Source organism: Planctomycetia bacterium, from assembly GCA_034440135.1.
GTDB lineage: Bacteria > Planctomycetota > Planctomycetia > Pirellulales > JALHLM01 > JALHLM01.
The window spans coordinates 1-26392 of the sequence record JAWXBP010000043.1; the positions used below are offsets into that span (position 1 = coordinate 1).

At 61.3% G+C, this 26392-nt stretch carries 21 protein-coding genes; 14 read left to right on the plus strand and 7 right to left on the minus strand.

The annotated features are described in order from the left end of the window. The coding region (locus SGJ19_02195; GenBank protein ID MDZ4779046.1) for a hypothetical protein at positions 1-235 on the minus strand (235 nt) is incomplete at its 3' end. Between SGJ19_02195 and SGJ19_02200 the strand changes: the two genes are divergently transcribed. The 6 genes from SGJ19_02200 (at position 234) to SGJ19_02225 (ending at position 7990) form a co-directional block, all read left to right on the plus strand. Then, on the plus strand, positions 234-584 hold the full coding sequence (locus tag SGJ19_02200) for a hypothetical protein (protein ID MDZ4779047.1): 351 nt from the start codon (positions 234-236) through the stop codon (positions 582-584). The two genes, SGJ19_02195 and SGJ19_02200, sit on opposite strands and share 2 nt — an antisense overlap. Positions 585-671: 87 nt before the next feature. Continuing rightward, complete coding sequence (locus tag SGJ19_02205) at positions 672-869, plus strand: hypothetical protein (GenBank protein MDZ4779048.1); 198 nt, start codon at positions 672-674, stop codon at positions 867-869. 171 nt (positions 870-1040) lie between these two features. Then, a complete protein-coding gene (gene feoB / locus SGJ19_02210; GenBank protein ID MDZ4779049.1) occupies positions 1041-3233 on the plus strand; it encodes a ferrous iron transport protein B in 2193 nt (730 codons plus the stop codon). Positions 3234-3434: 201 nt separating this feature from the next. Next, positions 3435-5681, plus strand: coding sequence for a hypothetical protein (locus SGJ19_02215; protein ID MDZ4779050.1), 2247 nt, complete (start codon positions 3435-3437; stop codon positions 5679-5681). A gap of 470 nt (positions 5682-6151) precedes the next feature. Beyond that, on the plus strand, positions 6152-7258 hold the full coding sequence (locus SGJ19_02220) for a fatty acid desaturase (GenBank protein ID MDZ4779051.1): 1107 nt from the start codon (positions 6152-6154) through the stop codon (positions 7256-7258). Between the two features lie 66 nt (positions 7259-7324). Beyond that, positions 7325-7990, plus strand: coding sequence for a class I SAM-dependent methyltransferase (locus SGJ19_02225; protein MDZ4779052.1), 666 nt, complete (start codon positions 7325-7327; stop codon positions 7988-7990). Between the two features lie 51 nt (positions 7991-8041). On the opposite strand, the gene SGJ19_02230 is transcribed toward SGJ19_02225, so the two are convergent. The 3 genes from SGJ19_02230 to SGJ19_02240 all read right to left on the minus strand — a co-directional run bounded on the left by SGJ19_02230 (position 8042) and on the right by SGJ19_02240 (position 12128). Continuing rightward, positions 8042-10429, minus strand: a complete 2388-nt coding sequence (locus SGJ19_02230) for a hypothetical protein (GenBank protein ID MDZ4779053.1) — start codon at positions 10427-10429, stop codon at positions 8042-8044. A gap of 24 nt (positions 10430-10453) precedes the next feature. Next, the gene (locus SGJ19_02235; GenBank protein ID MDZ4779054.1) at positions 10454-11440 is read right to left on the minus strand and encodes a hypothetical protein; all 987 of its coding nucleotides are present in this window, start codon (positions 11438-11440) and stop codon (positions 10454-10456) included. Between the two features lie 424 nt (positions 11441-11864). Continuing rightward, on the minus strand, positions 11865-12128 hold the full coding sequence (locus SGJ19_02240; GenBank protein ID MDZ4779055.1) for a hypothetical protein: 264 nt from the start codon (positions 12126-12128) through the stop codon (positions 11865-11867). 201 nt (positions 12129-12329) lie between these two features. Here SGJ19_02240 and guaB point away from each other — a divergent pair, with 201 nt between their 5' ends. The 3 genes from guaB to SGJ19_02255 all read left to right on the plus strand — a co-directional run bounded on the left by guaB (position 12330) and on the right by SGJ19_02255 (position 15878). After that, positions 12330-13805, plus strand: a complete 1476-nt coding sequence (gene guaB / locus SGJ19_02245) for an IMP dehydrogenase (GenBank protein ID MDZ4779056.1) — start codon at positions 12330-12332, stop codon at positions 13803-13805. Further along, the gene (locus SGJ19_02250) at positions 13738-14610 is read left to right on the plus strand and encodes a hypothetical protein (GenBank protein MDZ4779057.1); all 873 of its coding nucleotides are present in this window, start codon (positions 13738-13740) and stop codon (positions 14608-14610) included. Before guaB ends, SGJ19_02250 begins: the two co-directional genes overlap by 68 nt. Before the next feature lie 386 nt (positions 14611-14996). Beyond that, positions 14997-15878 carry a PEP-CTERM sorting domain-containing protein gene (locus SGJ19_02255; GenBank protein MDZ4779058.1) on the plus strand — a complete coding sequence of 294 codons (882 nt, stop codon included), beginning with the start codon at positions 14997-14999 and terminating at the stop codon, positions 15876-15878. A gap of 50 nt (positions 15879-15928) precedes the next feature. Here the strand turns inward: SGJ19_02255 and SGJ19_02260 are convergent, their stop codons facing one another. Together SGJ19_02260 and SGJ19_02265 are read right to left on the minus strand one after the other, a co-directional pair. Beyond that, positions 15929-18409, minus strand: coding sequence for an FAD-dependent oxidoreductase (locus SGJ19_02260; protein ID MDZ4779059.1), 2481 nt, complete (start codon positions 18407-18409; stop codon positions 15929-15931). Between the two features lie 271 nt (positions 18410-18680). Continuing rightward, positions 18681-19970 (minus strand): citrate synthase, encoded by a 1290-nt coding sequence (locus SGJ19_02265; GenBank protein MDZ4779060.1) that lies wholly within the window; start codon positions 19968-19970, stop codon positions 18681-18683. Positions 19971-20306: 336 nt separating this feature from the next. On the opposite strand from SGJ19_02265, the gene SGJ19_02270 reads away from it, so the two are divergent. The 3 genes from SGJ19_02270 to SGJ19_02280 all read left to right on the plus strand — a co-directional run bounded on the left by SGJ19_02270 (position 20307) and on the right by SGJ19_02280 (position 22607). Then, a complete protein-coding gene (locus SGJ19_02270) occupies positions 20307-20567 on the plus strand; it encodes a hypothetical protein (GenBank protein MDZ4779061.1) in 261 nt (86 codons plus the stop codon). Positions 20568-20718: 151 nt separating this feature from the next. Then, a complete protein-coding gene (locus tag SGJ19_02275) occupies positions 20719-21663 on the plus strand; it encodes an ABC transporter ATP-binding protein (protein MDZ4779062.1) in 945 nt (314 codons plus the stop codon). A 53-nt stretch (positions 21664-21716) separates the two neighbouring features. Next, positions 21717-22607, plus strand: a complete 891-nt coding sequence (locus SGJ19_02280) for a hypothetical protein (GenBank protein ID MDZ4779063.1) — start codon at positions 21717-21719, stop codon at positions 22605-22607. A gap of 316 nt (positions 22608-22923) precedes the next feature. Here the strand turns inward: SGJ19_02280 and SGJ19_02285 are convergent, their stop codons facing one another. Beyond that, positions 22924-23748, minus strand: a complete 825-nt coding sequence (locus SGJ19_02285) for a sugar phosphate isomerase/epimerase family protein (protein MDZ4779064.1) — start codon at positions 23746-23748, stop codon at positions 22924-22926. Between the two features lie 187 nt (positions 23749-23935). On the opposite strand from SGJ19_02285, the gene SGJ19_02290 reads away from it, so the two are divergent. Both SGJ19_02290 and SGJ19_02295 read left to right on the plus strand, forming a co-directional pair. Next, on the plus strand, positions 23936-25627 hold the full coding sequence (locus tag SGJ19_02290) for a DNA methyltransferase (protein ID MDZ4779065.1): 1692 nt from the start codon (positions 23936-23938) through the stop codon (positions 25625-25627). Then, a complete protein-coding gene (locus SGJ19_02295; protein ID MDZ4779066.1) occupies positions 25624-26385 on the plus strand; it encodes a GIY-YIG nuclease family protein in 762 nt (253 codons plus the stop codon). The genes SGJ19_02290 and SGJ19_02295 overlap by 4 nt, the downstream gene beginning before the upstream one ends. Positions 26386-26392: the final 7 nt, after the last annotated feature.

Below are 26392 nucleotides of genomic sequence, written 5' to 3' on the forward strand. Positions count from 1 at the left end.
CCGCACAATCTTGCCGAGGGGGACGCAGCTTGTCAAAATAGGCGACATTCCCAGCTTGGAGCGGTTCCCGGCTCAACCCATCTGGGAAATGTCGGTTGATTGAGCACACCGCGGCCAACACGCGCGCCACCGACGCCGTCTTCGCGCAACACGCGGCGACCGAAACGAAAATGCCGACGCGCCGCCCTGCGCGCTCCCGCTGAATCGCCGCCAGCACGCTATAATCGCGCGGCATGAGCGAAACTCACGTCATCCGCCTGCGCGGGCCTTGGGATGCGGAACGGATCGACGGTTCCTACGCCATGCGCTGGACCCGCCGCTTCGGACGTCCCACCGGTCTCGAAACCGGCGCGCGCGTCTGGTTCTGCCTGCTACCGGTCGATGGCGTCCAGTCGTGGCAGCTGAACGACTCGGAATGCCATGCCGTCGATGCAGCACAATCCACCCGACGGCTCGACATTACCGATCAACTTCAGCAGCGCAACCGCCTGGAAGTACACGTCGAACGAGGCCCCGCGCCGTCGGGCGAACAGCTGCCGTTCGATGCCTGGCTGGAGATTGTGGCGGTGGAGGGGCGAGTGTAGGCATTCCCATGTGCCAGAGGTTAGAATCAGAGCGCGCGCTTCAGTTTTCAATTCTCAGCAGACCACAACTGGGATAAGTGAATCAGTATGAAAATCTCGGAGAAGAAATCCATGCTGAAGTGGAACACGATGCTTTGGCTGGTGGCCATGGTATTGCCATGGTTCTTCAGCATCGCCTTTGCATCGGCCAAGTTTCCTTGGCCGCTGATTCTTCCATTTCTGCTGCTCGGGCCAATGCTGGCCTCCAATAAGATGCTCAGCCAGGCGATCGGGGAGTCGCAATAGCGGCTCGTAATTCCCCACGCTCCCCAACCACGTCCAAGCCTGATAAACTATCAACTCACGCCGCCAGCCTAGGCGGTCGCGGTGGGTTGCGGGAATTCGCATCGCCGCGGCACGACCGGCCAGCCAAGAGCCGCGTCCCCTTCTGTCCGCCGTCATGAATGGCGCTGTGCTATGCCGACCACCGCCGCGATCACTGTCGCCTTGATCGGGAATCCCAACACCGGCAAGTCCACGCTTTTCAACGCGCTGGCCGGCGTCCGGCAACGCGTCGGCAACTATCCCGGCGTCACGGTCGAACGCAAGACCGGGCAGTTGAATCACGCCGGCCGCCACTTTACGCTCGTCGATCTGCCGGGCACTTACAGCCTGGCGCCGCGCTCGCCGGACGAGATGGTGGCCGTCGACGTCCTGCTCGGGCGACGCGCCGATACGCCCGCGCCGGATGCCATCCTCTGCATCGTCGACGCCTCGAATCTGGAACGCAATCTGTACCTGGTGAGTCAGGCGCTGGAACTTGGCCTGCCGACCGTCGTGGCGCTCAACATGACGGACGTCGCCGCGACGCGCGGGATTTCGATCGATCATCAAGAGTTGGCGCGAAGACTTGGCATTCCGGTCGTGCCCGTGCAGGCGAATCGCCGTCGCGGATTGAAGGAGCTAGCCAACGCATTGGCGGCCGCAGTCGAACAGCCGCGAGCGGAACGCGAGAGTCCCTTCCCGAAAGCGTTTCAGCGCGAAGTCGCTCAGCTTTCCGAGCGGCTCGAACGGGATGCGCCGACGCCGCGCTATCTCGTGGAACGGTTGCTGCTCGACACCAGCGACTATCTCGAAGGCGTGCTCGGAGGCGACCAACACGCGGCGCTGACGCAGTCGCTTGTCGACGCCCGCGCGCGACTGGCCGCGGCGGGATTTCCCGTGCCGGCCGTCGAAGCGATTGCCCGGTATGGTTGGGTCGGGCGCATCATCGACGGCGTCGTGGCCCGGCCCTCGCGGCGTCCGGCCACGCGCAGCGACGCGATCGATCGCATGCTCACGCACAAAGTCTGGGGAACGCTCGTTTTCGCCTTGGCGATGATGCTGTTGTTCTCGTCGATCTTCGTCTGGGCCGACCCGTTGATGGGCATGATCGAAGACGGGCAAGGTTGGCTGCAAGGGCTGGTCGGTTCACGGATGGCGGCAGGCCCGTTGCAATCGCTGGTCGTTGACGGCATCATCGGCGGCGTCGGCAGCGTAGTGGTGTTTCTGCCGCAGATCTTCATCCTGTTCGGCCTGATCGCCATTCTCGAAGACTGCGGGTACATGGCCCGCGCGGCGTATCTGATGGACAAGCTCATGTCGCGCGTCGGCTTGAGCGGTAAATCGTTTATTCCGCTCCTGTCGTCGTTCGCCTGCGCCGTGCCCGGGATCATGGCGACACGGGTGATCGAAAACCGTCGCGATCGCTTGACGACCATCCTGGTCGCGCCGTTGATGAGTTGCAGCGCCCGTTTGCCGGTCTACACGCTGCTGTGCGGCATGTTGCCAGCGAAGACGTATCTGTTCGGAACGCTATCGTTGGGCGGATTGACGATGTTCGCGATGTACCTGCTCGGCATCGTCGCGGCGATGCTCGTCGCGCTGGTGCTCAAGCGCAGTTTATTGCGCGGGGCGACGCCGCCGTTCGTAATGGAACTGCCCAGCTACAAGTTTCCTTCCATCACGGGCGTACTGTACCGAATGCTCGAACGCGGCTGGGCGTTTATTCAGCGCGCGGGGACGGTGATCTTCGCGGTGAGCGTGCTGGTCTGGGCCGCGAGCTATTTTCCGCGCGACGAGGCCGCCGTCGAAGGTCCCTACGCCGCGGAGCGCGAGCGCCTCGAAACCGTCGTGGAGACCGGCGCGGATGACGACAAAACAGTTGCCGAAGAGCGGCTCGCGGAGATCGACCACGAGGTCGCTTCGCTTTACCAGCAGCGCAGTTGGCTCGGCCAGGCCGGCAAGTGGATCGAGCCGGCCGTGAGACCGCTCGGCTGGGACTGGCGGATTGGCGCGGCGGCGATTGCCTCGTTCCCGGCCCGCGAAGTGATCATCGGCGTGTTGGGGGTGATCTACAACGTCGGCGACGAGCCAGAAGAAACGTCATTGCGCGAAAGACTTAGCCGCGCCCGGTGGGACGGGACCGATCGCCCCATCTACACGGTGCCGGTGGCGCTCTCGATCATGGTCTTCTTCGCGCTTTGTGCCCAATGCGCGGCGACGTTGGCGGTCATCAAGCGCGAAACCAACAGTTGGGGCTGGCCGGCATTCACTTTCGGCTACATGACCGCCTTGGCGTACGTTGGCGCGCTGCTGACGTATCAAGTCGGCACTTGGCTTGGTTTCTAAATCGTCGGATCGTCGTCCGCAGTTTGCCGAAGCTGCCCAAACTTCCGGCGATACGCAACTGATCTGTTCCCGATTTCGCCCATCTGCTAACTAGGCGCATTGCAGGATTGCCAGGGAAGGCGCATCCACGCGCCGGGGCATGAATTACCGATCATCGCGGCTGTTTGCCGCCAATGGGTGGGCGTTATGGACAACGCAGGGATGAAGCGAATCCTGATCCGGGTCTCCGTCGTTTCCGGCGTCGTGATCTTGGGGTTAATCGGCGTGAAGGCGGCCCAGTACTGGGGTAAAAAATCCGCGCCCACGCCGGATAAAATCGCGGCGGCGAAAAACGAAAGTAAGAAGCTTACGGAGGCGGCCAAGAGCAGCGCATCGCACTTAATGGCCGCGGCCGAAGAGGCCGTCAACGAAGCCACGGCGAATGTCTCCGAGACCGACCCGTTTCAAACCACGGCGAAATTCGTCGCCGCGCCGCCGCCAGACGATCGTTACGCCGACTATCGCCAGGCCGAAGAGCATATCGAAGCGGCCGCGAACGAGGTTGTCGAAGAAGCCGGCAACCTGATCAGCGATGCGGCGGAAAATCTCGTGCCCGTCGCGCCCGTTGCAAATGCGGAGACTGACTTCGACAACAGTACGCCGAATCAGGCAGCCGACGACACTGCGCCGGCCGACGAGGCATCGCCCGCGCCGGCGGCCGACAATCGTTACTCCGAGTGGCAAGGCGAACAGTCGGAAACGCCGCACGAACCCGTCGTAGCGGAAGAACCGGCCGCCACTCAACCATACGAGTCGTCGCAGGAAGCGCCGACCGCCGCATCGCAGGGCGAGGAGCCAGCGACCGAAGACAATTCCGCTGCACAGCGCGCGATCGTGGCCGCACCTGGCGAAGAACAGAACAACGCCAGCAAGTTCGAACCCACGCCAGCGGAACCGCGTCGCTGGGACAACGAACCCATTGCTGATGCTCCGAGCGCGCCTGAAGCGATGAGCGAGCGCGCCGTCGCCGCGGCGCCGCGGGCAACCAGATTGCAATCAGGCGCCGTCAGCGCAGGCGTGCCGGGCGATCCTGAACTGGAGAAGGAGCAAGGCGCGGCGCTGGTCATTCATAAAACCGGACCGCCGGAAGTGCAACTCGGCATCGAGACCGCCTACGAGATTCGCGTGCAGAATGTCGGCGATGCGCCGGCGCACGATGTGGAAATCCACGATGTCGCTCCGCAGGGCGCTGACCTGGTCGCCACGCAACCGCGGATCGCGCCTGGACCGAACGGCGAGTTGGTCTGGTCGCTTGGCACGCTGGCGCCCGGTGAGGAAATCACCGTGCAGATGCGGGTCACGCCGCGCACCGAGGGGGAGATCGGCAGTGTCGCGCGGGTCTTCTTCAGCGCCGACGCGGCGGTCCGCACGCTGGTCACGCGGCCAGTGCTGGAACTGTCCGTCGAAGCGCCGAAGAGCGTATTGTCCGGCGAGCGGGCGCAGCTCTTCGTTCGCGTGACGAACACCGGCACGGGCGTCGCCACGGGAGTGAGCCTGGAAGAAATCGTCCCGGCCGGATTCGAACACCCGGCCGGAGCTTCGTTGGAATATCGCGTCGGGACGCTCAAACCCAGGGAATCGAAGGAACTGCCGCTGACGCTTTCGGCGGTGAGGCCGATGGAAGCCACGAACGTGGTCTCGGTCCGCGCGGATGGTGACATCCTAGTGGAACAGCGGACCGCGATCGCGGTCGTCGCGCCGGAATTGAAAGTTGAGTTGCAAGGTCCGCGCCGCAGGTTCCTTGATCGCGACGCGACGTACACGTTGGCCGTCTCCAATCCTGGCACCGCGCCAGCGAAAGAGATCGAATTGGTGACCTTCCTGGCGCCCGGCATGGAGTTCGTCTCCGCTGATAGTGCTGGTCAGTACGACCCACAAACTCGGGCCGTCTACTGGCTGCTGGACGAACTACCGCCAAATGAGATGGGGAACGTTACCGTCACCGCGCGGCCGACCAAGCCGGGCGAACATGTCCTGCGGGTCGAAGGCCGCGCCCAGCGTGGCCTGGAGGACGTCGAGGAGCAGCCGATCCTGGTCGAGGGGCTCGCGGCCGTGGAGTTCCAGGTGATCGACTTGTCAGATCCGGTCGAGATTGGCGGCGAAGCGGCCTATGAGATCGTCGTGAAAAATGGCGGCACGAAGGCCGCCTCGAACGTGGAAATCGTGGCCATGCTGCCGGTGGAAATGCAGCTCGTGGCCGCCGAGGGACCGGTCCGGCACAAGATTGCCGGCCAAAAGGTCGCCTTCGAACCAATCCCCACGCTCGCCCCCGGCGATACCGTTACGCTACAATTGACGGCCAAGACGCTCGAAGCCGGCGACGCCCGGCTGCAAGTGAAGCTGCTGACAACGGACATGCAATCGCCGGTGACGAAGGAAGAGAACACGAAGATTTTTGGGGATGAATGAGGGGATAAGAAGTAGGTGGAGTAGTTAGTAGGTGAAGCAGTTATTCAGAAAAGCGATTGCCGGCATGTTGGCCGCCTCCCTTGCGCGACTCTTCGCGGTGATGGGGATTTACCGACGGTAGTTGAAACTCTTGAGCGACTCGGCTGGCTTGGCCGAAATTCCTTAAAAGGTTCACCTGAGCGGTGTTTTTTTTGGCACGGCATGTGCCAGGAAAAATGTTGACAACAGGCTGGTTTCTGGCAAACTAGGAGTCCCACGCCCCCACAGGCGTACGCACTTCGACTGGAAGTCCCACCCCGCGTACGCCGCATCGCCGGACCCTTGGTCCGCGATTGCCCCAGTGGCTCACAGATCCGCCGTGTGCGGATCATGTCGAGTCAGCTCCATGGAAGGTTCCTTGGTTCGCCGTTTGCAGTTTGCGCTCACGAACGTCGTCCGCAGACATCGAGCTACGAATTCGGAACAACCTGATGAAATCTGGCAAAGCTGCGCACGGCGCGTTCTCGATTGGCGAGGCGCGCGGGATCGTCCGCGATCTGTTCGAGCCGAACCCCTGGCTATACTGGATCGATTTCCTGGCGAGCATGACGCTCGGCGTGGCAGGCTTTTTTGCGATTCGCCGCCTGCCGCTCAATTGGCCGCTGATCGCCGTGGCGTTCGCTGTTTCCGTCCTCGCGTTTTATCGAGCCACGCTGTTCACGCACGAATTAACGCATCTGCGGCGCGGACAATTTGCTGGCTTCCGTCTGGCGTGGAATCTACTGTGCGGCATTCCGTTCCTGATGCCGTCGTTTCTCTATCACACGCACGTGGCGCATCATATGCGCCGCCATTTTGGCACTTCGGACGACGGCGAATATCTACCCTGGGGCGCGCGGCCGATCTGGCATCTGTTTGTTTATCTGGCGCAATGCCTGGTAATGCCGGTGATCGCCGTGGCGCGATTCGGCTTGCTGACGCCGCTTTGCTGGTTCAGCCCGTCAGTGCGCGAGTTCGTCCAGCGCCACTGCTCGTCGATGGTGGTGGATCCCTACTATGTGCGGCCGCTGCCGACGCGGAACGATCGCTGGGTGTGGCGCGTGCAGGAAGGCGCATGCTGTGCGCTCGTTTGGGGCAACGCGGCGGCGATGTACTTCGGCCTCGTGCCACGGCCGGCGGCGTTGTTGCTGCAAGGCTACCTGACCGCCGTATTGATTATGCTGATCAATCAGATTCGCACGCTCGGCGCCCATCGCTACACCAACACCGGCGGCGAGATGACGTTCGTCGAGCAAATGCTCGACTCGGTGAACTACCCCGGCGGCAATTGGTTCCGCGCACTCTGGGCTCCGGTCGGGCTGCGCTACCACGCCTTGCACCACTTGTTCCCGTCGATGCCATATCACCACCTCGGCGCGGCGCACTGCCGGCTAATGCAACAACTGCCCGCGGACAGCCCTTATCGGCTGACAAACTGCCCCAGTCTTTGGCTGGCCTTGAGCGAACTATGGGCGAACGCCCTGGCCTCATCCCGCACTCAACGATCGCCGGCGCGGCCGCACTTTTCAGGGAGAACACTGCAGCGCCGGGCTGGTTAATTGGTCTCCGGTTAGCGACAATCGGTTGGACCGTCCTGCCCCGTTTCAGCCTTGCCTTGAACTCGCATGACAATGCTCCCGCGTACGCTCGAACCGGAGGTCATGGAGTCGCTGCAGGATGCGCTCGACTACGACTCCATGGACCACCGCGAGGTCAATCGTGTGTTCGTCCGCGACTTTTTAACGACGTCGCCCGACCTCGACGAAGTGCTCGATCTTGGAACCGGTACGGCGCAAATTCCCATTGAACTTTGCCGGCAGTCGGCAGAAGGGCGCGTGCTGGCGATCGATCTTTCCGGGGAGATGTTACTCGTCGCCAAGGCGAACGTGGAGGTAGCTTCGCTACGCGATCGAATCATGCTCGACCGCATCGACGCCAAGGGCCTGCCCTACGCTGACGGGCGATTTAGCGCAGTGATGTCGAACAGCATCGTCCATCACATTCCCGATCCTGCGCCATCGTTTGCGGAAGCAGTACGCGTCACGCGCAGCGGCGGCCGGCTGTTTTTCCGCGATCTGGCGCGCCCGGATTCCGCCGAACAAGTGCGCATGCTCGTCCAACAACACGCTGTGGGTGCGAACGAGCATCAGCGCAAGTTGTTTGGGGATTCGCTCCACGCCGCCCTAAGCCTCGACGAGGTTCAGGCGACGGTCGGCGCATTGGGTTTCTCGCCCGAGACGGTCAGCCTGACAAGCGACCGCCATTGGACTTGGTCGGTGATCAAGCCGTAGCGCGATCCAAACGACTTTACGCTTCTATCCCTGCTGCGTTGCGATCGGGCCTCATTGCGGCACTGCTGCCGGTAGCGATGCTTTTTCTTGCAACATTTCCCGCACTTCGATGAATGCGTCCATACCGCTGATGGTTTTGAACTCCGGATTGGCCGCCGTAGCGTCGAACTGTTTCAGGAACTGCGTATACGGCTCGGAGTTGATGTCGTAGACGTCGAAGAGTTCTCCGTCGGCCAATTGCTCCAGTTGCGCCAGCCGCAGATACTTGATCCATCCTGCGCCCTGGGGCGAGGACTTCAATTCCGCCAGGAGCTCACTGACGGCCGCGGCCAGGGAACGTGCGGCTCGTGGCGCCGGCGGTGCGACGTACGGTGGTGAAGTTGAAGGTCCGTTCGCGGCGCCAGCGGGCTGTCCGGTTTCATCAACTGCTCGGTCATTGCCGCTCGCAGCGGGACGACTTGCTGTACGACCGGAAGTCGTACGCGAGCGAACCGATTGATCCGTGGGCGCTGCATCACCAGTTCGCGCATTTGGCCGCCCGCTCGTGACGTTGCGTTGTGTCATGCGCGTCGACGCGGTGGCAGTCGCCGTTGTTTGCTGCGAAGGGATGAGTCGCTGTGAGGCGAGTTGAAACAGATTGCCGTTGGTCAAGTCCGCGGTGTGGACGCTCAACTGCAAGCTGAGCGGTTCATTCATGATTCGGCCGACGACGAGTAACTCCATTTGCCCGCCTTGTTCGAAAACGGACAGGCCGCACATCAGCCGGGCGCTCTCGACGGCGAGCAGTTGACCCGATGCCGCCGCGGCTGTCGCCTTAGCAGCCCATTGGACGGCGTCGCCCATAGCGCCGACGGCGGCTTTCGCCACATCCAGGGCAGTCAGCGCCGCATCTCGCGAGACAAACAACGATGCGACGCGCGGGTCGGCATCGGGGGTTACGGAATGCACAGCATCGAAGGCCGCCTGAGCGACGGAGACGGCGCCTTTCGCCGTATCCCTGGCAGCGAATAACGTCGCGACGCGCGGATCGGCGTCAATCGGGGCCGTGCCATGAATCGCTTTCAGGGCGTCCTCCGCTACACCTAGGGCAGCTTGCGCGACCTGTTGTTGCGCTGCGAGGGCCACGGTTTGCGGATCGAGATCGATGGGCACCTTATTGAGATTCGTTCGCGCCGCTTCGTAAGCGCCGGCCGCCGCCTGGTAGACGCCCTTCTTGACGTCACGGTCAATTCCTTTCGCGTCCTTGTCGACACCCTTGGCGATCTTGTCGAGACCCTTGGCTTTCTTCCAGGCTGCCACAGCCTTCTGGAACGTCGCCTCGGCCTTGTTGAGATCGCTTTTGGCGCGGTCGCGAGCGGTCTTCACGCCCGCCAGGTCTTTTTCACGCTGGACGGCCACGGCCTTGCGCCGCGCGCCGATTTGCGCACTGATGCGGCTCACATCTTGCTGGGCTTTGTTGATGCCGGCCAAATGCTGTGCGCGTTCCTGCTTCACCACTTTGCGCATGGCGTCGATGTCACGCGTAATCTTGTTGAGATCGGTCTGGGCGCGGCGCAAGGCCGACTCATTGATTTCACGATCGCGCTCGACTTGCTGCCGCGCCTTCGCGATGTCGGCGTCAATCCTGCGCACGTCGCGCTGTGCTTGCTCCAAGTCCGCGTTGGCCTTGGCGAAATCCTGTTCGGCTTGCCCGGCCCAAGCCAGAATGTCGTCCGACACACGGCTCTGGAACGTGCGATGGAAGTCGTTTTTGAGTCCCGCGGAGAACATCCACTCCGCGTTCCGCACGTCGCTGGTCACGGACACATCCGCGTCGAACGCGTTGGCGATCCGACCGGACATCGTAACTTCCGACCGTTGGGCGCTCAGGTTCGCCAACGCGGCGACGCGGTTGCCCAACAAATCACAACCGCCGCGGGCGAGAAAGTGACTGTCTGCACTGGCCGCCAACAAGATGTCGAGTTCGGTTTCATGCAACGTCAAAGGCCCGAGTTGAAACTCGGCGACGGTCGCCTTGACCGTCGCTTTCGGCGTGCGACTGGAGACGTCCACGAGACCGTCAACCTCCGCGGCGCGGCGATCAAACAGGTAGAGTTGCCCTCGCAGGCCGACGCCACTCTCCACGCCGAGCTCCTCCGATCCGCCCGCGGGGGCGAAGTTGACCGTCACCTGTCGCAGGTCGAAGTCAGGTAGCAGCACCGCCGCTACCGGAGACTCGACGCCGCCATGCGCCGCGCCGGCCAGATCGTTGGCCATCGCCACGAGATCATCACGATTCAATGAGTCGATCGAGCCCTTGAGGAACACGCTGGGCGGGCCTTTTCGAGCCGCCATTCCACCGGCCAAACCAATCCGCTTGTTGGCTACTTTCAAGTCCCCCTGGACGCCGATCTGTAGTCGCGGCGGGCCGCCGTTGCTCAGTTCGTTCTTGAGCGCCAATTGCGCGGAGAGCAGTTCCAGCCCTTAGATGCCGAGTGCGTTTCGCCAGAGCGATGCGTCGTCGCTGCGGGCGGTGATCGAGAAACCGGACATGCCGCCGCCCTGTGGCTGTCCGCCTAGAAACAAGCCCTCGCAGATGAATTTGCGCTGATCACTCCCGGCGCCGACGAGCATGTTGAACGCCACGCCGACCGACGGCTTGCCCGTGACGAGGAGCGCGAATTCACTCACTTGGAAAGTGTCGGGCAGATTGATGATCGCGCCTTGCGCCAGCCTGGCGCGGAGTACAGCGTCTTTGGAGACGGCGCTTATCAGCCGGCCTTGATCGCGGGCTTGGCGCAATGTCGTCGCATCGAAGTTCTTTAACACCACGCCTTCCAGCACCAGGCCTTGCGGATTGACGCCCAAGGTCTGCATGCCAGCCAGCAACTCGCCGCGAAGTTCAATCGAGGTCACGAGATTGACGCCGTCCTCAACATGCAGCGAGTACGCACCGTCGCCATAGACTTCACGGTAAAAATCTCTCACCGGGGCGGCCATCGACGACGAAGCGATTTCGACGGGCTGTGTCGAGAAGATCATCACGGGCGTGGCCAATTGCAGGCCTTGGTTGGCGACTGCGGCCATCGCGGGAATCAATTCGCCGAGGTTGCGCGTCGGTAGCCGCCAGGCCAGCAACCACTGTCCCGCGCCGCCTGATTCTCCGCCGACGTATTGCAATAGGACCGGCGCGTCCTGCCCGGCGAATGTCGCCGTCCCGGATAGGCTACCGTCATCGCCGATCTTCGGCGTCTGAATCGTCACGTCGGCCAGATAGGTGTTCTTGAACGCCGAGATCTCGCCCAGTGCAAGCTTGCCGTGCGTCTGCGCGGCGGCTCGAAACTGCTCCGCGATCTCTGTCGGAGCAGCGGCAGTTGCACCGGTCGGCATGGCCAAGAGTAATGCCATCGCCAACTGTCGAAACGTCGGCTTCGAGAGCACTACTCGGTGCTCGTTTGGGCCTCGACTCATTGGACACCTCGCAAGGGATCACTCCGACGCCGCGCATCGGTTGACAGCGCGTGGCCGGGATGAGTTCGATTGGTTCGAGACGAGTTGCGACATCCCTGGACGATCATTGCTTCCGCTTCCCGACGCAGCCGACACCAAGTCTACCGTGCCGGTCGGGGCAAGGGCCGTGCAAATCGCCGCTTTTGCCGCAACTCTGTATTCAGCGCAGCATCCGAGTGGACGTTACAGCGCCGTTAGCAAAGCCCGTTTTTTTCTCGCCTAAGCCGCGACGAGCCTCATCCATCGACTACGCCAATGAACGCGGAGATTCGGTTAGCGGGACAAAATCATGGAGGACAGAGTCAACCTCAGCGCAGCTCCGCGCCAGGCGACTTCGCTTGTTCGATTCAGCGAATGCGCAGATGCCAGCGAACCAAGACTTCGCCTATGCGAGATAGAACTCGATCGAACGGCGCAAACCTTCTTCAAAGGTGAGTTGCGGCTCGTAACCCAGGTGAAGCCGGGCTTGCGTGATATCAGTCTGGCTGGTGCGCACGTCGTCGTAAAACGGACTTGCGTTGAAGTTCCAGTAGTCGGCCAAGTAGGGACCTTGGACTATGGGCGTCGCCACAGGCTCATGCTCCCGACCCACGGAAATGGACGATGAAAGCAACACCAGCGCCAAGGCGATTGATATCCAGCGCGGCATGCCCCAGCCCTCCGTCGTGAATCAGGCGAACTGCTCGGGCAATCTCGGGCGACCTAACCGCGGGCGTCAATTGCAGTTCTGTGAGATCGGCCCTTCACTGGCGCGTCGAGTTGGTATGAGGCGCCCCCCTCCTCAACCCCCGCCAGTTACCTGATAATGCCGGGTTACCCCCTCGCCGACCCCAGGAGGAGTAACTGAGATATGGCTGACAAGGTGGCGTACCTGGGCATTACGTTTGACGATGTGTTGCTGGAGCCGCGGTTTAGTGACGTGGTGCCGGCCGAGGTCAGTGTGGCGACGCGGTTGACCAAGCGCATTGAGCTGAACATTCCGCTGCTCAGCTCTCCCATGGACACCGTGACCGAGAGCGAGATGGCGATTGCGCTCGCGCAGGAGGGGGGCCTGGGGGTCATCCACAAGAACCTCTCGGTCGAGCGGCAGACCGAGGAGGTCGACCACGTCAAACGGAGCGCTAACGGGATTATCGTCGACCCGGTCACCTTGCCTCCGGAGGCCACCCTCGCTAAGGCCCGCGAGGTAATGGCCCAGCACAATGTCTCCGGCGTGCCGATCACGGTCGAAGGCCGCCTGGCCGGCATCATCACGCGCCGTGACCTGCGCTTTCAGGAGGACAGCGAGCGGAAGATTTCCGAGGTCATGACCCGGGATTCGTTGGTAACGGCTACGGGGACCGTGACGTTGGAGGAAGCTGAGAAGATTTTGATGGCAAATAAGGTCGAGAAGCTTTTGCTGGTTGACGAAAATAGAAAACTGACCGGCCTGATCACCATCAAAGACATCGATAAGATGCGGCGCTTTCCGCAAGCCTGTAAAGACAGGCAAGGGAGGCTGAGGGTGGGGGCTGCGGTGGGCGTCTACGACTACGACCGGATCGCGAGCCTCATCTCCAAGGGGGTCGACGTCCTCGTGGTCGACAGTGCTCACGGGCACTCGGCCAACGTGATCGAGACGGTCAAACAAATCAAGCAACGCTGGGATATCGACGTCGTCGCCGGAAACGTGGCCACGCGCGAAGGCGCGGCGGCCTTGATCGAGGCCGGCGCCGACGCGGTGAAAGTGGGCATCGGCCCGGGATCGATCTGCACGACGCGGGTCATCTCGGGCGTGGGCGTGCCGCAGGTGACCGCGATCATGGGCGCGGTCGAAGCAGCTAAGGAACGGAAGATTCCGATCATCGCCGACGGAGGGATTCGTTACTCGGGAGATATCACCAAGGCCATCGCCTCCGGCGCCAGCGCCGTGATGGTGGGCGGATTGTTCGCCGGCCTGGCCGAAAGCCCCGGGCAACAGATTTTGTTTCAGGGACGAAGCTTCAAGGTCTACCGCGGGATGGGTTCGCTCGGCGCCATGGTCAAGGGCTCCAGCGAGCGTTACCGCCAGGGGACGAATCGCACCGGAGATAAGTTGGTTCCCGAGGGGGTCGAAGGACGCGTGCCGTTCAAGGGACCTTTGGGACCATTCGTATATCAACTCGTGGGAGGGTTGCGGGCCGGCATGGGTTATTGCGGGTGCCGCAACATTGACGAGCTGCGCAACGAAGCGCGGTTCATCCAGGTATCAGCCGCCAGCGTGCGGGAGAGCCATCCACATGACATCGCCATTACGCAGGAAGCGCCCAATTACACCGTCGAACACGGTGGCGGCGAAGGGACCTAACGCCTGGACCAAACTGGTCGCCGGCGCCGGTTTGGCATTGCTGCTCACGGCCAGCGCGCAAGCGGCCGAACGCAAGTCGAGCGTGCTCAAGATTCGCACCGTCGAATCGAGCACGCCTGAACCTGCAAAGCCCGCGGCAAAGCGCTCCAAGGCGCGAGCCAGCGAAGCGACGAAATTGAAAACGCTGGCGCACGCGCCCAAGTTGTCGCCGACGCCGGCGCCACCGATGTTCGAGGAGGAATTAGATTCCTCGGTCGATCAAGTCGCCTACGAGCAATACGAGTTGATCTCGCAGGAGCAAGATCCGGAGCCGATGGAACGCTCCGCGCCGCTCCTCAACAGCAACGGCGCGCAGTCCCGTCGCAGTTGCGATATCAAGAATGCGCGGTCAATCCACGATTTGACCGATGCCACGAAGGCGACGCCGGGACGGATGCCAGAGGAGTGCGCCGCGCCACACAGCGGACCGTTCGAGGCCCGCATGTGGGACGAAACCACGTTCATGTGGAAAGCCTCGGGCCTGTGCCACAAGCCGCTCTACTTTGAAGACGTGCAACTCGAACGCTACGGTCACTCCTGGGGACCCGTCGTGCAGCCGGTCATCTCGGGCGGCATGTTCTTCGCCACGGTGCCGGTGTTGCCGTATAAGATGGGCGTTGAAGCCCCCTGGGAATGCGTCTATCCGCTGGGCTACTATCGCCCAGGCGACTGTGCTCCGTATATGATTCCGCCCGTGCCAGTCAGCGTCCGCGGGGCCGCGGTGCAAGCCGCGGCGGTAACGGGTGGCGTGTTGCTGATTCCGTAGCGTGCGCGTATGCCCCGATCCCAACTTCGATAAAGCCCCAACGGGGCGTCAGATAATAGCCAGGGGTGGCAACCCCTGGAAATTGATCGAACAAAACGTGCAGAGCCCCACCGGGGCGACACAACAAAGGTGTCGTCCCGGTGGGGCTGCACTGTTTGTTGGGGCCCTCATTTCCAGCGGTTCGCACCGCTGGCTATTATCTGACGCCCCGTTGGGGCTGAGCGACGACTCGGAATTGCCACTTGGCGAGTGGCCGAAAAATCGCGCCGGGACTTGGCGTACCACGATCGTGGCAATTACACTGTCGGCGCAAGGACGTCGGTCCCGCTACGCCGCCTCCTGCGACTTGTTCAAGTCTCGCGCCCACATCGCTGAGGATTCGTATCATGTCTCTTGCGTTCTTGTCGGCGCAAAGCCGTCGGCTGTTCTGCGTGTCGCTGGTTTTGGGATTTGTCGCCGTGAACACGCATCAAGGCGTTCGCGCGGACTACGTCGTCAGCGATTTCAACTCCGCGGATGAAGCCGCGGCTTGGTTTTACGAAACGTGGAGCAGCGCTCCCTCGACGGCGTCTTGGGATCCCACGGTGGATTCCTCGGACAATCCCGCTTCGGGTTCATTGAAGATCGAAATCGATTTCGACGCCGCCGGCCTCAAGGAAAAGGGGGACTTCACTTACATTTTTCCAACTCCGTTCGATGCCACGCCCGCTTACCTCTTCATTGCCGATGTTCGTGTGGCTGAGGAATCTCCTGACACGCCTTGGCTCGATGACGGATACTTGGACATTGTCGCGCGCACTGGCGACAACTGGGATTGGACGCCTCAGCACTCCGGCAATCTCAGCAGTCGCGGCGCTTGGGTGAACCTCGACATTACGCCCACTGGGGCGATCAACGATATTCGCGCGTTAACGTTGCAGCTCTGGGGCGGCGGCGGTCAGGCGTTGCAGGGGAAAACGACTCTCTGGTTAGACAACATTCAGTTTCTTGGTGAGTTCCCTGATCCCGATCCAACACAACTCGGGGACACCGACGGCGATCTCGACGTCGACATCACGGACCTGAACAACGTCCGCAACAATTTCAGCGGCGAAGGGCTGGGCGACACCGACGGCGATCTCGACGTAGACATCACGGACCTGAACAACGTCCGTAACAACTTCGGCGCGGGCGCCCCGGTGGGAGTGCCCGAGCCAACCTCGGCAGTGCTCGTCCTTTGCGGATTGGGGGGCGTTTTGCTGGCACGCCGACGATTGTTGCGCGGATAGACTTGGCGCACGTCATGTTCGCCTTTCGCGGAGCGAAAGGAGGCGATGGTTTACGCCAGGATTCGGGCCCGTTTCGGATCATACGGCGGCTGCAGGTGCGCCGTCGCCGCGTAGCGCTGGCCGTTGACTTTGATTTCGTACTTGCCAGCGCGGATGAAAGCATTGTCGATCGGTTCCGCCTGGCTGACGTAGCCCATGCCGATGGCGTGGCCGAGCGTGTGGCCGTAGGCGCCGCTCGTGGTGTAGCCGACCGCGCGGCCGTCGCGATAGATCGGTTCGCTGCCCCAGAGCACTGGCTCCGGGTCGTCGATCGTGAACGTGACGAGCCGCTTCTTCACACCCTCTTGTTGCTGTTGCAGCAGCGCGTCCATGCCCAGGAACTCCGGGCACTTGCCCCAGGCCACGGCGAAGCCCAGGCCGGCTTCGAGCGGCGTGTCCTCGGGCGAAAGCTCCGCGCCCCAGGCGCGATAGGCCTTTTCCAATCGCAGCGAATTGATTGCGTAGTGTCCGGCGTTGGTCAGTCCATGTTTGTCGCCAGCGGCGACCAGCGCATCATACGCGCAGGCCGTTTGATCGACCGGCACGTGCAGTTCCCAGCCCAGCTCGCCGACGTAGGTGATGCGGATCGCCAGCGCCGTGGCGCGGCCGATGCCAATCCAGCGCGCCGCGCCGAATGGAAAACTCGCGTTCGAGAGATCCGCGTCGGTTAGTTTCTGCAACAGCGCGCGCGAGTTAGGGCCCATCAATCCCAGCACGCCGTACTGCGCCGTGACGTCGTGAAGTTGGACGTTGGCTTCTGCGGGGATATGGCTGCGAATCCAGTGGTAGTCTCGCATCGTCTGCGCGCTGCCGGAGACCAGATAGAACCGATCGTCGGTCAAGCGAGTGATCGTCAGGTCGCTCTCGAACCCGCCGTCCTCGTTGAACAAACCCGTGTAGACCGCGCGGCCGATCGGGACGTTCATTTCGTTGCCGCAAAGCCGTTGCAGAATCTCCAGCGCGTCCGGGCCCTGAAAGATGAACTTCGAGAACGCCGATTGATCGAACACGGCGACGCGTTCCCGCGCGGCGCGGTGCTCGGCGGCGGAGTACTCGAACCAATTCTGGCGACCGAAGGAATAGACCGTCTCCGGTTTGACGCCCGGCGGCGCGAACCAATTGGGGCGCTCCCAGCCCATCTTGCTGCCGAAGCAGGCCCCGCGCTGGGCGAGCCGTTCGTGGATGGGCGACATCCGCAAAGGGCGCGCGGTCTCGAATTCGTAGTTCGGCCAGGCCATTTGATAGTGCAGGCCGAGCACTTCCGCCACCCGTTCGCGCAGGAACGTGCGATTGTTCTGCGACGGCGCGAAGCGCCGGATATCGACGCTCCACACGTCAGAGGGCGGCGCCCCGTCGACGATCCAATCGGACAGCACCTTGCCGGCGCCGCCGGCGCTCGCGATCCCGACCGAATTGAATCCCGCCAAGACATAGCAGCCAGGCAATTCCGGGGCTTCGCCGCAGATGAAATGATTGTCCGGCGTGAAGCTTTCCGGGCCATTGCAAAACACCGGGAACGTCACCTTCTCCAACACCGGAATTCGCCACTTGCCGCTTGCCAGCGGTTCGGCGTATTTCGGCCAATCCGGTTCCAGCAACTCGAAGCTGAAATCTTTCTTCACGCGGTCCACGGTCCACGGATTCGAGTGCTTTTGAAACGCGCCCAGGACGATCTGATTGCCGTCGGTGCGGAAATAAATCGCGCGGTCCGGATCGCGTCCCACCGGCATGTCGTCGTGGACGCCATCGATCGGCTCGGTGACGATGTAGTGATGCTCCACGGGATGGAGCGGCACTTGGATGCCGTGTTGCTGGCCGAACTGCCGGGTCCACATCCCGCCGCAGATGACGACCACGTCGGAGCGAATCGAACCGAGCGACGTTTCTACGCCGCACGCGCGGCCGTTCTGCGTCAGGATTTTCTGGACTTCGACGTGTTCCAGCACCTTGGCGCCGCGATCGACCGCGCCTTTGGCCAAGGCGCGCGTCGTCAGGTCGGGCCGTAGCTTGCCGTCCAGCGGCAGCCAAGCGCCGCCGAGAATGTCTTCCCGCCGCAAGAACGGCCAATGCCCGACGACTTCGTCGGCCGTGATCAAGTGCACTTCCACGCCGAATAATTCGGACATCGCGGCGGTGCGCTCCAGCAATTGCATCCGCGCCGGAGTCGTGCCGACGATCAGGCTGCCGACTTGCTTCCAACCGGTGGGTTCGCCCGTTTCTTCCGCTAAGCGGGAATAGAGATCAGCGCTGTACTTGTTGATCTTGGTCAGCGCGTTGCTATTTCGCAAACGGCCGATCATGCCCGCGGAATGCCAAGTCGTGCCACCGGCAAGGCGGTTTTGTTCCAACAGGACGACGTTCTTCCAGCCGGCCAGCGTGAGGTGATACGCGACGCTACAGCCGACTATGCCGCCGCCGATAATCACGGCCTGCGCGTGTGACGGAAGTTCCTTCGACCCATGCGGCCAATCGGCCTCAAAGCGGTTCAGCATGATGGCGAGGTAAGACGAATTGATACGGGAATGTTGGGTTCAGAAGTTCGACGTGGGTGCCTGGGGCTGCGGCGAACGGTAGAGGCAACCACGTCGAACTGGCTGGGGCATCGTGGCGGTTTGTTGGCAAGTCCAGCGAAGCCCCAGAGGCTTGACCATGGCGACTGCGCAATCGTTGCCCCTGCCCCAGGCACCCACCGCAATTGTTGATCCGAAACTGACATGGCACGGACCTCTGTCGCGACGCGCTAGTGTTGTTACGACAAACGAACTATTTGCGGTCCTTCATCGGCAGGAATGGGCGTTCCACCGGGCCGGTGTAAATCTGCCGTGGGCGGCTGATTTTCTTGCTGGGGGACTCCATCATTTCTTTCCAGTGGGCGATCCAACCGGGCAGGCGGCCAATGGCGAACATCACCGTGAACATGCTCACCGGCAGGCCCATCGCGCGGTAAATCACGCCGGAATAGAAGTCCACATTCGGGTAGAGCTTCCGTTCGATGAAGTACGGATCGGAAAGCGCGGCGGCTTCCAACTCCTGGGCGATCTCGAAGATCGGGTCGCTGATGTGCCGCTTTTTCAAGAGTTGATCGCAACTGGCCTTGATGATCGTGGCCCGCGGGTCGTAGTTCTTGTAGACGCGATGGCCAAAGCCCATCAGGCGAATGTTGCTGGTCTTGTCTTTGACTTTGTTGATGTAGGCCTTCACATCGCCGCCCGAGTCCTTGATCGCTTCGAGCATCTCCACGCAGGCCTGATTCGCTCCGCCGTGTAGCGGTCCCCATAAGGCGCAGATGCCGGCCGAGATCGATGCGAACAGGTTCGCATCGCTGGAACCGACCATCCGCACGGTCGACGTACTGCAGTTCTGCTCGTGGTCGCCGTGTACGATCAGGAGGAGGTTCAGCGCCTGCACCATTTCCGCATCGATCCCGTACGACTCGCTGGGGACGGCGAACATCATCTGCAGGAAATTTTCGCAGTACGTCAGATCGTTGCGCGGGTAGATAAACGGTTGCCCCACCGATTTTTTGTAGGCCAAGGCCGCGATCGTCGGTAACTTGGCCATCAGCCGGTAGATGGAAATCACGACCTGCTTGGGGTCGTGCGGGTCGAGGGCGTCCTGATAGAACGTCGAGAGCGCACCGACCACGGAGCTCAGGATCGCCATCGGATGGGCGTCACGCGGGAAGCCGTTGTAGAACAGCCGCATGTCCTCGTGCAGCATCGTGTGACGCCGCAGATTGTTGCTGAATTCCTGCAACTGGGCGCCGTTCGGCAATTCACCGTAGATCAGCAGGTAGCTCACCTCGACGAAGCTGCAATGCTGGGCCAGAACCTCGATGGGGTAGCCGCGATAGCGAAGAATGCCCTGCTCGCCATCAAGGAAGCAGATCGCGCTGGTCGTGGAGCCGGTGTTGACGTAGCCGTCGTCGAGCGTGATGGCCCCGGTGAGGGCGCGCAGCTTGGAAATATCCAAGCCGGTTTCTTGTTCGCTCCCGACGATCACCGGCAATTCGACCTTCTTGTCGCCGAATTCGAGTTTGGCCACGTTTCCCATCGCCACTCCCATTCCAGACGCCAAGCCCCCAAGGTTGGGGGCATTTTGCCAGCTCAAGACAGCAGTTTAGCGAGCCTAGGTCGGTTCCACAAACCACTCGCGCCGGCATTTAACTTGCTGCTATAGCGCCGCAGCACCTAAGCCCAGGGAAGGCCCTCAAAGCCATCTTTGCGGTCCAGAATTCTTGGTGGCCTTCCCTGGGCTTGAGTCGAAGTGCCAGCAATCTTGGCGATCAAGGGGAATGCTGCCGCCGTGCCGATAAGACTAGAATTGCCTCGGCGATGAACCGGGCGTCGCGCCAGCCGTATCCAAATCTGTCGGAAAGGACTCCTGCCTGTGGCGGAATACAGCAAATACCAGCAGAACATCATCAAGAACTACTACGAGCACGCCGACCAGATCGCACTGCAGCGGCTCTCGGAGTTGGTCACGGAACTGTACTTGGCCGAGGGCAAAGCCCGGGCGCGGCACTGGAAAAACCTCATCGTCGTCTTGGAGAAGCTCAAGATTCCGGCCACACGCATCGAACACCTGCGGGAGAAGGACGATCCCGCGCTCCTGGCCAAGCTGGTTGAGGAGCTGATGGCCAATAAGTAACTGCGTGCCGTTCGAGTGCGTGGCCGGCAAGCAATTTGCCCCGTCAACTCCCCCTCGCTGGCGCGTCGGGCTAGTATGGGTGGGACGCCATTGTGAGTGAGACGGTTGGCGCGACTTTGACCTTCGGATTTCGTTCTTCGACAGTCCCCTAATGCCTCTTCTCGACATTCATCACGTCAGCCGCAATTTCGGGAGAGTGCAGGCGCTGCGGGATGTGACTATCGTGCTGGAGCCGGGGGCTATCGGGCTGGTCGGGAACAACGGCGCCGGCAAGTCGACGCTGCTCAAAGTGCTGCTCGGGCTGCTCAAGCCGGACGCCGGCAACGGCACGATTTTGGATTGCGATATTCGGCACAATTCCCGGGCGCTGCGCGGCCGCGTGGGGTATATGCCGGAGGCCGCGGCCGTAGTGTCGATGCTCAAGGGAGTCGAGTTCGTCACGCTCTCCGGCGACCTCTACGGCATGCCGCACCGTGACGCCCGGCGCCGCGCCCACGAGGTGTTGAACTACGTCGGCCTGGGCGAGCTGCGCTATCGTCGGCTGGAAGAATACTCCGCCGGCAACCTGCAGCGATTGAAACTGGCCGCCGCGTTAGTGCATGACCCGCAGTTGTTGTTGTTGGACGAACCGACCAACGGACTGGACCCCGCCGGCCGGATGGCGATGTTGCGATTGATCGAGGACCTGATCGCGGAAACCGGCAAGAGCGTGATCCTCTGCACGCATTTACTGAGCGACGTGGAACAACTTTGCGAACAACTCGTGGTGCTGCATCGCGGTACGGTCGTGCAGAGCGGCCCGATGGCGGTGCTGTGTGCGCAGACGGCGAATCGCTATGAGATCGGCTGGGACGGAGACTCGGCCGCGATGCTCGCGGCGCTTAAGGCGCGCGGTCACGTTGTGGTCGCTCAGCCGGAAGAGAATCGGGCCGTAGTTACCACGCGAAACGGCTGGGAAACCCGGGATTTCTTTCTTCTCGCACAAGCGGCCGGCGCGACCATTACCCATCTGCGGCCCGAAGAAGAAGACCTGGAGCAACTGTTCTTCCGAGTGACTTCGGCGTCAAACGCAGCTACCACCGCGCAGTCTACTTAGCATCGCACACAACCCGAATCGTTTATTTTGCACCACTGGATTCCGTAACTCACATGGGCATCGACGTCGCACATTATCACGGCTGGCAGGGCGAATTGGAATCGCCGTGGTGGAGCTGCCTCGCCTTGGTACGTGTGGCGATTCTGCAAGTGCTGCGGCGGCGCGTATATTGGTTCGTGCTGGCGCTCGGGATGCTGAACTTCCTGATTTTCTGGTCGATCATCTACGCCACGACGCAGTTGCCGATTCCTCCGGAGGCCCGCGGTGAGTTGTTGAATCGATTCGACTTCCGCACGCAGCCGGACATCGCCAAGGACTCCGGCTATGTCAAGTTCATGGAAGGGCAAAGCCTGATCGTGATGATCCTGCTCGCCTTTTCCGGCAGCTTACTCGTCGGCGCGGACTTTCGCACTCGAGCGCTGCCGTTCTACTTGTCCCGGCGGATCGATCGCGCGCACTGCATCATCGGAAAGCTGCTGGCGGTCAGTTCGTTGATTGCGCTCTTGACCAGCCTGCCGGCGTTGTTGCTGTTCGTCGAGTACGGCATGTTCACCTCGTCGTTTGACTATTGGCTCGACAATTGGGAAATCGCGGTTTCGATTCTCAGCTACGGGCTCGTACTCTGCGTCGTATTGAGCATTTGGATCGTGACGCTCTCGGCGTATTTGCAAACGATCGCGCCGATTGCGATCACCTGGTCCTGCCTGTTCGTCTTGATGAGCGGCATGGCGAACGCGATTCGCCGCACGACGGACAACCGCTATTGGGAATTGCTCGACCCCTGGCGCGATATCCGCTACGTCGGCCGCCTGATCTTCGGCGGTTTCGAGCGCGAAATGGACCGGGAACTCGCCATCTGGGCCGCCTGGATCGTCGGCGGAATCTGCCTCGCCTGCCTGGCGCTACTCGTCCGCCGCGTCCGCGCCGTCGACGTGGTCGAGTAGTAGTTCGGCACTCGCTCCGATAGAGCCGGGAACGTAAGTGACCGGAGCGCGACCTACTCTGACGTTGATTGCACAGAAACGGGCCGCCCGTGGGAGAGGGGGGGGGCTATCGCGGGAGTCAATCGAGCCCACGGGCGGCGCGGCTGAGTTCCTGGTGCGCCAGGGTAGGAAAGGAGAGTGAACTCCGCCGCATACGTTCCTGCTGTCGGGCAGGATTTTAACAAGCAAATATGCGGACTTGATGAGCGCGCCGCGAAAGTTACTTGCGGATTAGCCGCATACCTGATGAGGAGAAGATGGCGAATCGAAATCGCGCTCAGCCCATCAACTGCTCAACGCGTTCACGGAGATAATCAATACTCTCCTTCGCCAATCGCTCCGGCCCGGGGCTGTAGTCGAACACTTCGACGGAGACCCAACCGCGGTAGTCGATCTGCGCCAGCGCTTCGAGAATCGGCAGGAATTCCAAGTCCCCCATGCCAGGCCCGCGCCGATTGGGATCGTTCGCATGGAAGTGCGTCAGCAGCGGCGCATACTGGCGAATGATCTCCGGAATCGATTGCACTTCGCTGGACATCGCCTTGCAATCGAGATGCAGCCGGCAATGCGTGGAACCGACGCGTTCGATCAGCGCAGCGGCTTCCGCCGCGGTCAGCAGGAAGTTCCCCTCTGCCGGGCCCAAAGGTTCCACGGCCAAGATGACGTCTAAGTCCTCCAACACCGGCATCGCCGCGCTAAACACTTCGACGGCGAACTCAGTCGCCTGCTCGTGCGACACGCCCGGCAAGAGATTGCGTTGCAATGGCGAGCCAAAGACCAGCACCGACCCGCCCAATTCACGGCAACAGCGGCCCAAGTCCTGGAGATACTCCGTGGTTGCCTGGCGAATCACAGCGTCCGGACTCGTGAGGTGGTACCCCTCGGTCTTCGCCAATAGCCAGTGCAGCCCAATGATCTCCAGCTCGAACCGTTCCGCCAGCGACCGCATCTCCTGGATTTGCTGGGGAGTGACCGCCCGTACGTCCTTCGCCAACGTGAACGGCGCAATCTCGATGCCCGTATACCCACACTCCCGCGCAAACTCAAACGCCCGCGCATGGGGCCAATCGACGAAGGTTTCGTTGCAGATGGCGAGTTTCATGGCGGTGACGAAAGAAAGGCTGTGGCGAAATGCAATCTGAGCGAGCGATCACTATACCGGAGCGATCAGCGCGGGTAACCTGCTTGAACTCCGAAGTGTATCTGGTACGATACCACAATGGACACAAGTACACTGGCGAGGCGCCGCTACTGGCGCGCTTGGCCGCAACAATCGTGGGAGCGTTGTTGTGTGGCAATCTGGAATTGAACAAGGGGACTGCGTCGCCAAATTGGCGGAGTTGGAGCCCGGCAGCGTGGATTTGGCGTTCGCCGATCCGCCGTTTAACATCGGCTACAAGTACGATGTTTACGACGACCGCAAAGGCTACGAGCAGTATCTCGAATGGAGCCGGCAATGGATGCGCGGCGTGGTCCGTGCGCTCAAGCCGACGGGGACATTCTGGCTGGCGATTGGCGATGAATACGCCGCCGAACTCAAGTTGATTGCCCAGAATGATTTGCGCCTAACTTGTCGCAGTTGGGTGATCTGGTACTACACGTTTGGCGTCAACTGCACCCAAAAGTTCAATCGCTCACACGCCCATTTGTTTCACTTTGTGAAGGATGGGCGCATCGGCAAATTCACGTTCAACGCTCAAGACGCGAACGTGCGCGTTCCGTCCGCTCGGCAGTTAGTCTATGCGGACGGTCGCGCCAATCCCGATGGCCGACTTCCCGACGACACCTGGATTTTGCGCCCGCAAGACGTCCCGGACGGATTTGCCGCCGAGCAGGATACGTGGTATTTCCCGCGCGTCGCGGGAACCTTCAAAGAGCGCGCAGGCTTTCACGGCTGCCAGATGCCGGAGCAGCTTTTGGGGCGAATCATTCGCATCTCCTCCAACCCGGGCGATCTTGTGCTCGATCCCTTCGGAGGAAGCGGCACGACGCTGGTGGTTGCCAAGAAGCTTGGCCGGCAGCACAAGGGATTCGAGTTGTCGAAAGACTATGCGGCGAAAATCCGCGAGCGCTTGAACGGCGTGCGCGAAGGACAGGCGCTGGATGGCTCGGCGGAGCCGCAGCGTAGCGCGCCCACGACGCCACGCGCGCGAGCGCTCGATTTGAAGTCGGGCATCATTGAGGCGTTTGAAGCGGCGAGGGCGGGCTTGTCGGTCGATCACGTGCTGGCAAATCCTGAGATCAATGAAGCGTTCGTGAGTGGCTGTCAACGCCGGTCATTGCCTGGACAAGCAACTGACTGGAATCGATTTCTTCTGCGGCTCCGAAAGGCCAAGGAGCTGCCAAAACTGGAAGTGATTCGGCGTCGAATTCTGAATCGCGAGGAAATCGATGAGTTCGGATTTGCCAGCGAGATGGCATTGCGGGAGATGACGTCGAGTACTCATTTGACTTTGGATGAGATTTTATGCGATCAGGAGCTTGCAGCCCAGTTTGACCGGCGCGCACAGGCGTATTGTCCTGGTCGCACGCCGTTCGAATATCGATGGGCAGCGCTCGCCTTGCGTAAATATGCAAGGGAATTTCGTGAGTATCGAAAGGATTTCAGCGAGGAAGTCGCCACGTGTCAGTTGCAGGGCATGAAGTCATGGGACCAGATCTTGCGAAAAGAGGGGTTTGCGATTCCTGGCGTTTACATGTTGCAGAGTGAAAATGGTCAAAAGGTGTACGTTGGCGCATCGGTTGATCTTCATCGTCAATTGAGGCGACAATTTGAATTGAGCGTGTCTCCCGGTTGGTCCGATTTGCGTGTCGTGGGCGCCCGGATCGCGCGGGTGCCTAGCCACGTTGGCGTAAGTACGACGAAAAAGACACGAGAATCTCGACAGCACCGTTGTGCTGTTGCAATTCAGTCCACATGCATTCAGAAATACCGCCCGATGCTGAACATCCAGGACTTGGCGGCCGTGTTAAGCGTATGAAGGAGCGGCTCGCATCAGCGTTCAGGCATGTTTGTGACGGCTTCTCCGCCGATCGCGTCGTCGCCGATCCTGAACTAAACCCCCGATTTATCGAAGCTTGTCGCCAGGCTGGCCTGACCGTGTCGGTGCGGGATCTGAACATTGCGTTGCTCAATCTTCGCAAGTCGGGCGACCTGGGTAGCACGGTGAAGGTGCGGCGCACGGAATTTCGCGACCAGGAAGAGTATCGCCATGCCAGCGAAATCGCGGCGCGGCATATGGAGCTGAAGCACGGCGTCAGTTGGGACGTGATTGTCTCAACACCGGAGTTGGTCGCCGAGTTCGACGCTGAGGCCGCTTCGATCGCGCCCGGCTTCGATGCTTTGCGATACCGCTGGGCGGTTTTCAGCCTCAGAAAGCAGCGCAAGCTTGTTCCGGAACTTTTGGCGCGTGTTGTCTCGCCGGTAGCCGTGAGTATGGGCGCTATCTCGGCGCTCGACGTTGCGTCGATCGTAGCGGAGCAAGGCATCTACCTCTTTCATAGCCCTACGGCGACGCTTTATATCGGCGAAGCGGAGAATCTTCGCAAGCGAATAGCCAAGCACTTGGATCACTCGGATAACAAGGGCCTCGCGCGCTGGCTCTGGGATCAAGGCATCGAAGGCGCGCACTTGGAGTTGCGAATTTTGCCGCCGGACACTCCGACGCGCGTCCGCCGTGCTCTGGAGGCCGAGCTGATTCGATCGCGCCAGCCGTTGTTCAATATCAAATTGACTTGAACTTTAT

Bases quoted from the DNA above. Each gene is read 5' to 3' on its own strand.
- SGJ19_02200 (MDZ4779047.1), top strand. From the start codon at position 234: ATGAGCGAAACTCACGTCATCCGCCTGCGCGGGCCTTGGGATGCGGAA.
- SGJ19_02205 (MDZ4779048.1), top strand. From the start codon at position 672: ATGAAAATCTCGGAGAAGAAATCCATGCTGAAGTGGAACACGATGCTT.
- feoB (MDZ4779049.1), top strand. From the start codon at position 1,041: ATGCCGACCACCGCCGCGATCACTGTCGCCTTGATCGGGAATCCCAAC.
- SGJ19_02215 (MDZ4779050.1), top strand. From the start codon at position 3,435: ATGAAGCGAATCCTGATCCGGGTCTCCGTCGTTTCCGGCGTCGTGATC.
- SGJ19_02220 (MDZ4779051.1), top strand. From the start codon at position 6,152: ATGAAATCTGGCAAAGCTGCGCACGGCGCGTTCTCGATTGGCGAGGCG.
- SGJ19_02225 (MDZ4779052.1), top strand. From the start codon at position 7,325: ATGACAATGCTCCCGCGTACGCTCGAACCGGAGGTCATGGAGTCGCTG.
- SGJ19_02235 (MDZ4779054.1), bottom strand. From the start codon at position 11,440: ATGAGTCGAGGCCCAAACGAGCACCGAGTAGTGCTCTCGAAGCCGACG.
- SGJ19_02240 (MDZ4779055.1), bottom strand. From the start codon at position 12,128: ATGCCGCGCTGGATATCAATCGCCTTGGCGCTGGTGTTGCTTTCATCG.
- guaB (MDZ4779056.1), top strand. From the start codon at position 12,330: ATGGCTGACAAGGTGGCGTACCTGGGCATTACGTTTGACGATGTGTTG.
- SGJ19_02250 (MDZ4779057.1), top strand. From the start codon at position 13,738: ATGACATCGCCATTACGCAGGAAGCGCCCAATTACACCGTCGAACACG.
- SGJ19_02255 (MDZ4779058.1), top strand. From the start codon at position 14,997: ATGTCTCTTGCGTTCTTGTCGGCGCAAAGCCGTCGGCTGTTCTGCGTG.
- SGJ19_02260 (MDZ4779059.1), bottom strand. From the start codon at position 18,409: ATGCTGAACCGCTTTGAGGCCGATTGGCCGCATGGGTCGAAGGAACTT.
- SGJ19_02265 (MDZ4779060.1), bottom strand. From the start codon at position 19,970: ATGGGAAACGTGGCCAAACTCGAATTCGGCGACAAGAAGGTCGAATTG.
- SGJ19_02275 (MDZ4779062.1), top strand. From the start codon at position 20,719: ATGCCTCTTCTCGACATTCATCACGTCAGCCGCAATTTCGGGAGAGTG.
- SGJ19_02280 (MDZ4779063.1), top strand. From the start codon at position 21,717: ATGGGCATCGACGTCGCACATTATCACGGCTGGCAGGGCGAATTGGAA.
- SGJ19_02285 (MDZ4779064.1), bottom strand. From the start codon at position 23,748: ATGAAACTCGCCATCTGCAACGAAACCTTCGTCGATTGGCCCCATGCG.
- SGJ19_02295 (MDZ4779066.1), top strand. From the start codon at position 25,624: ATGAAGGAGCGGCTCGCATCAGCGTTCAGGCATGTTTGTGACGGCTTC.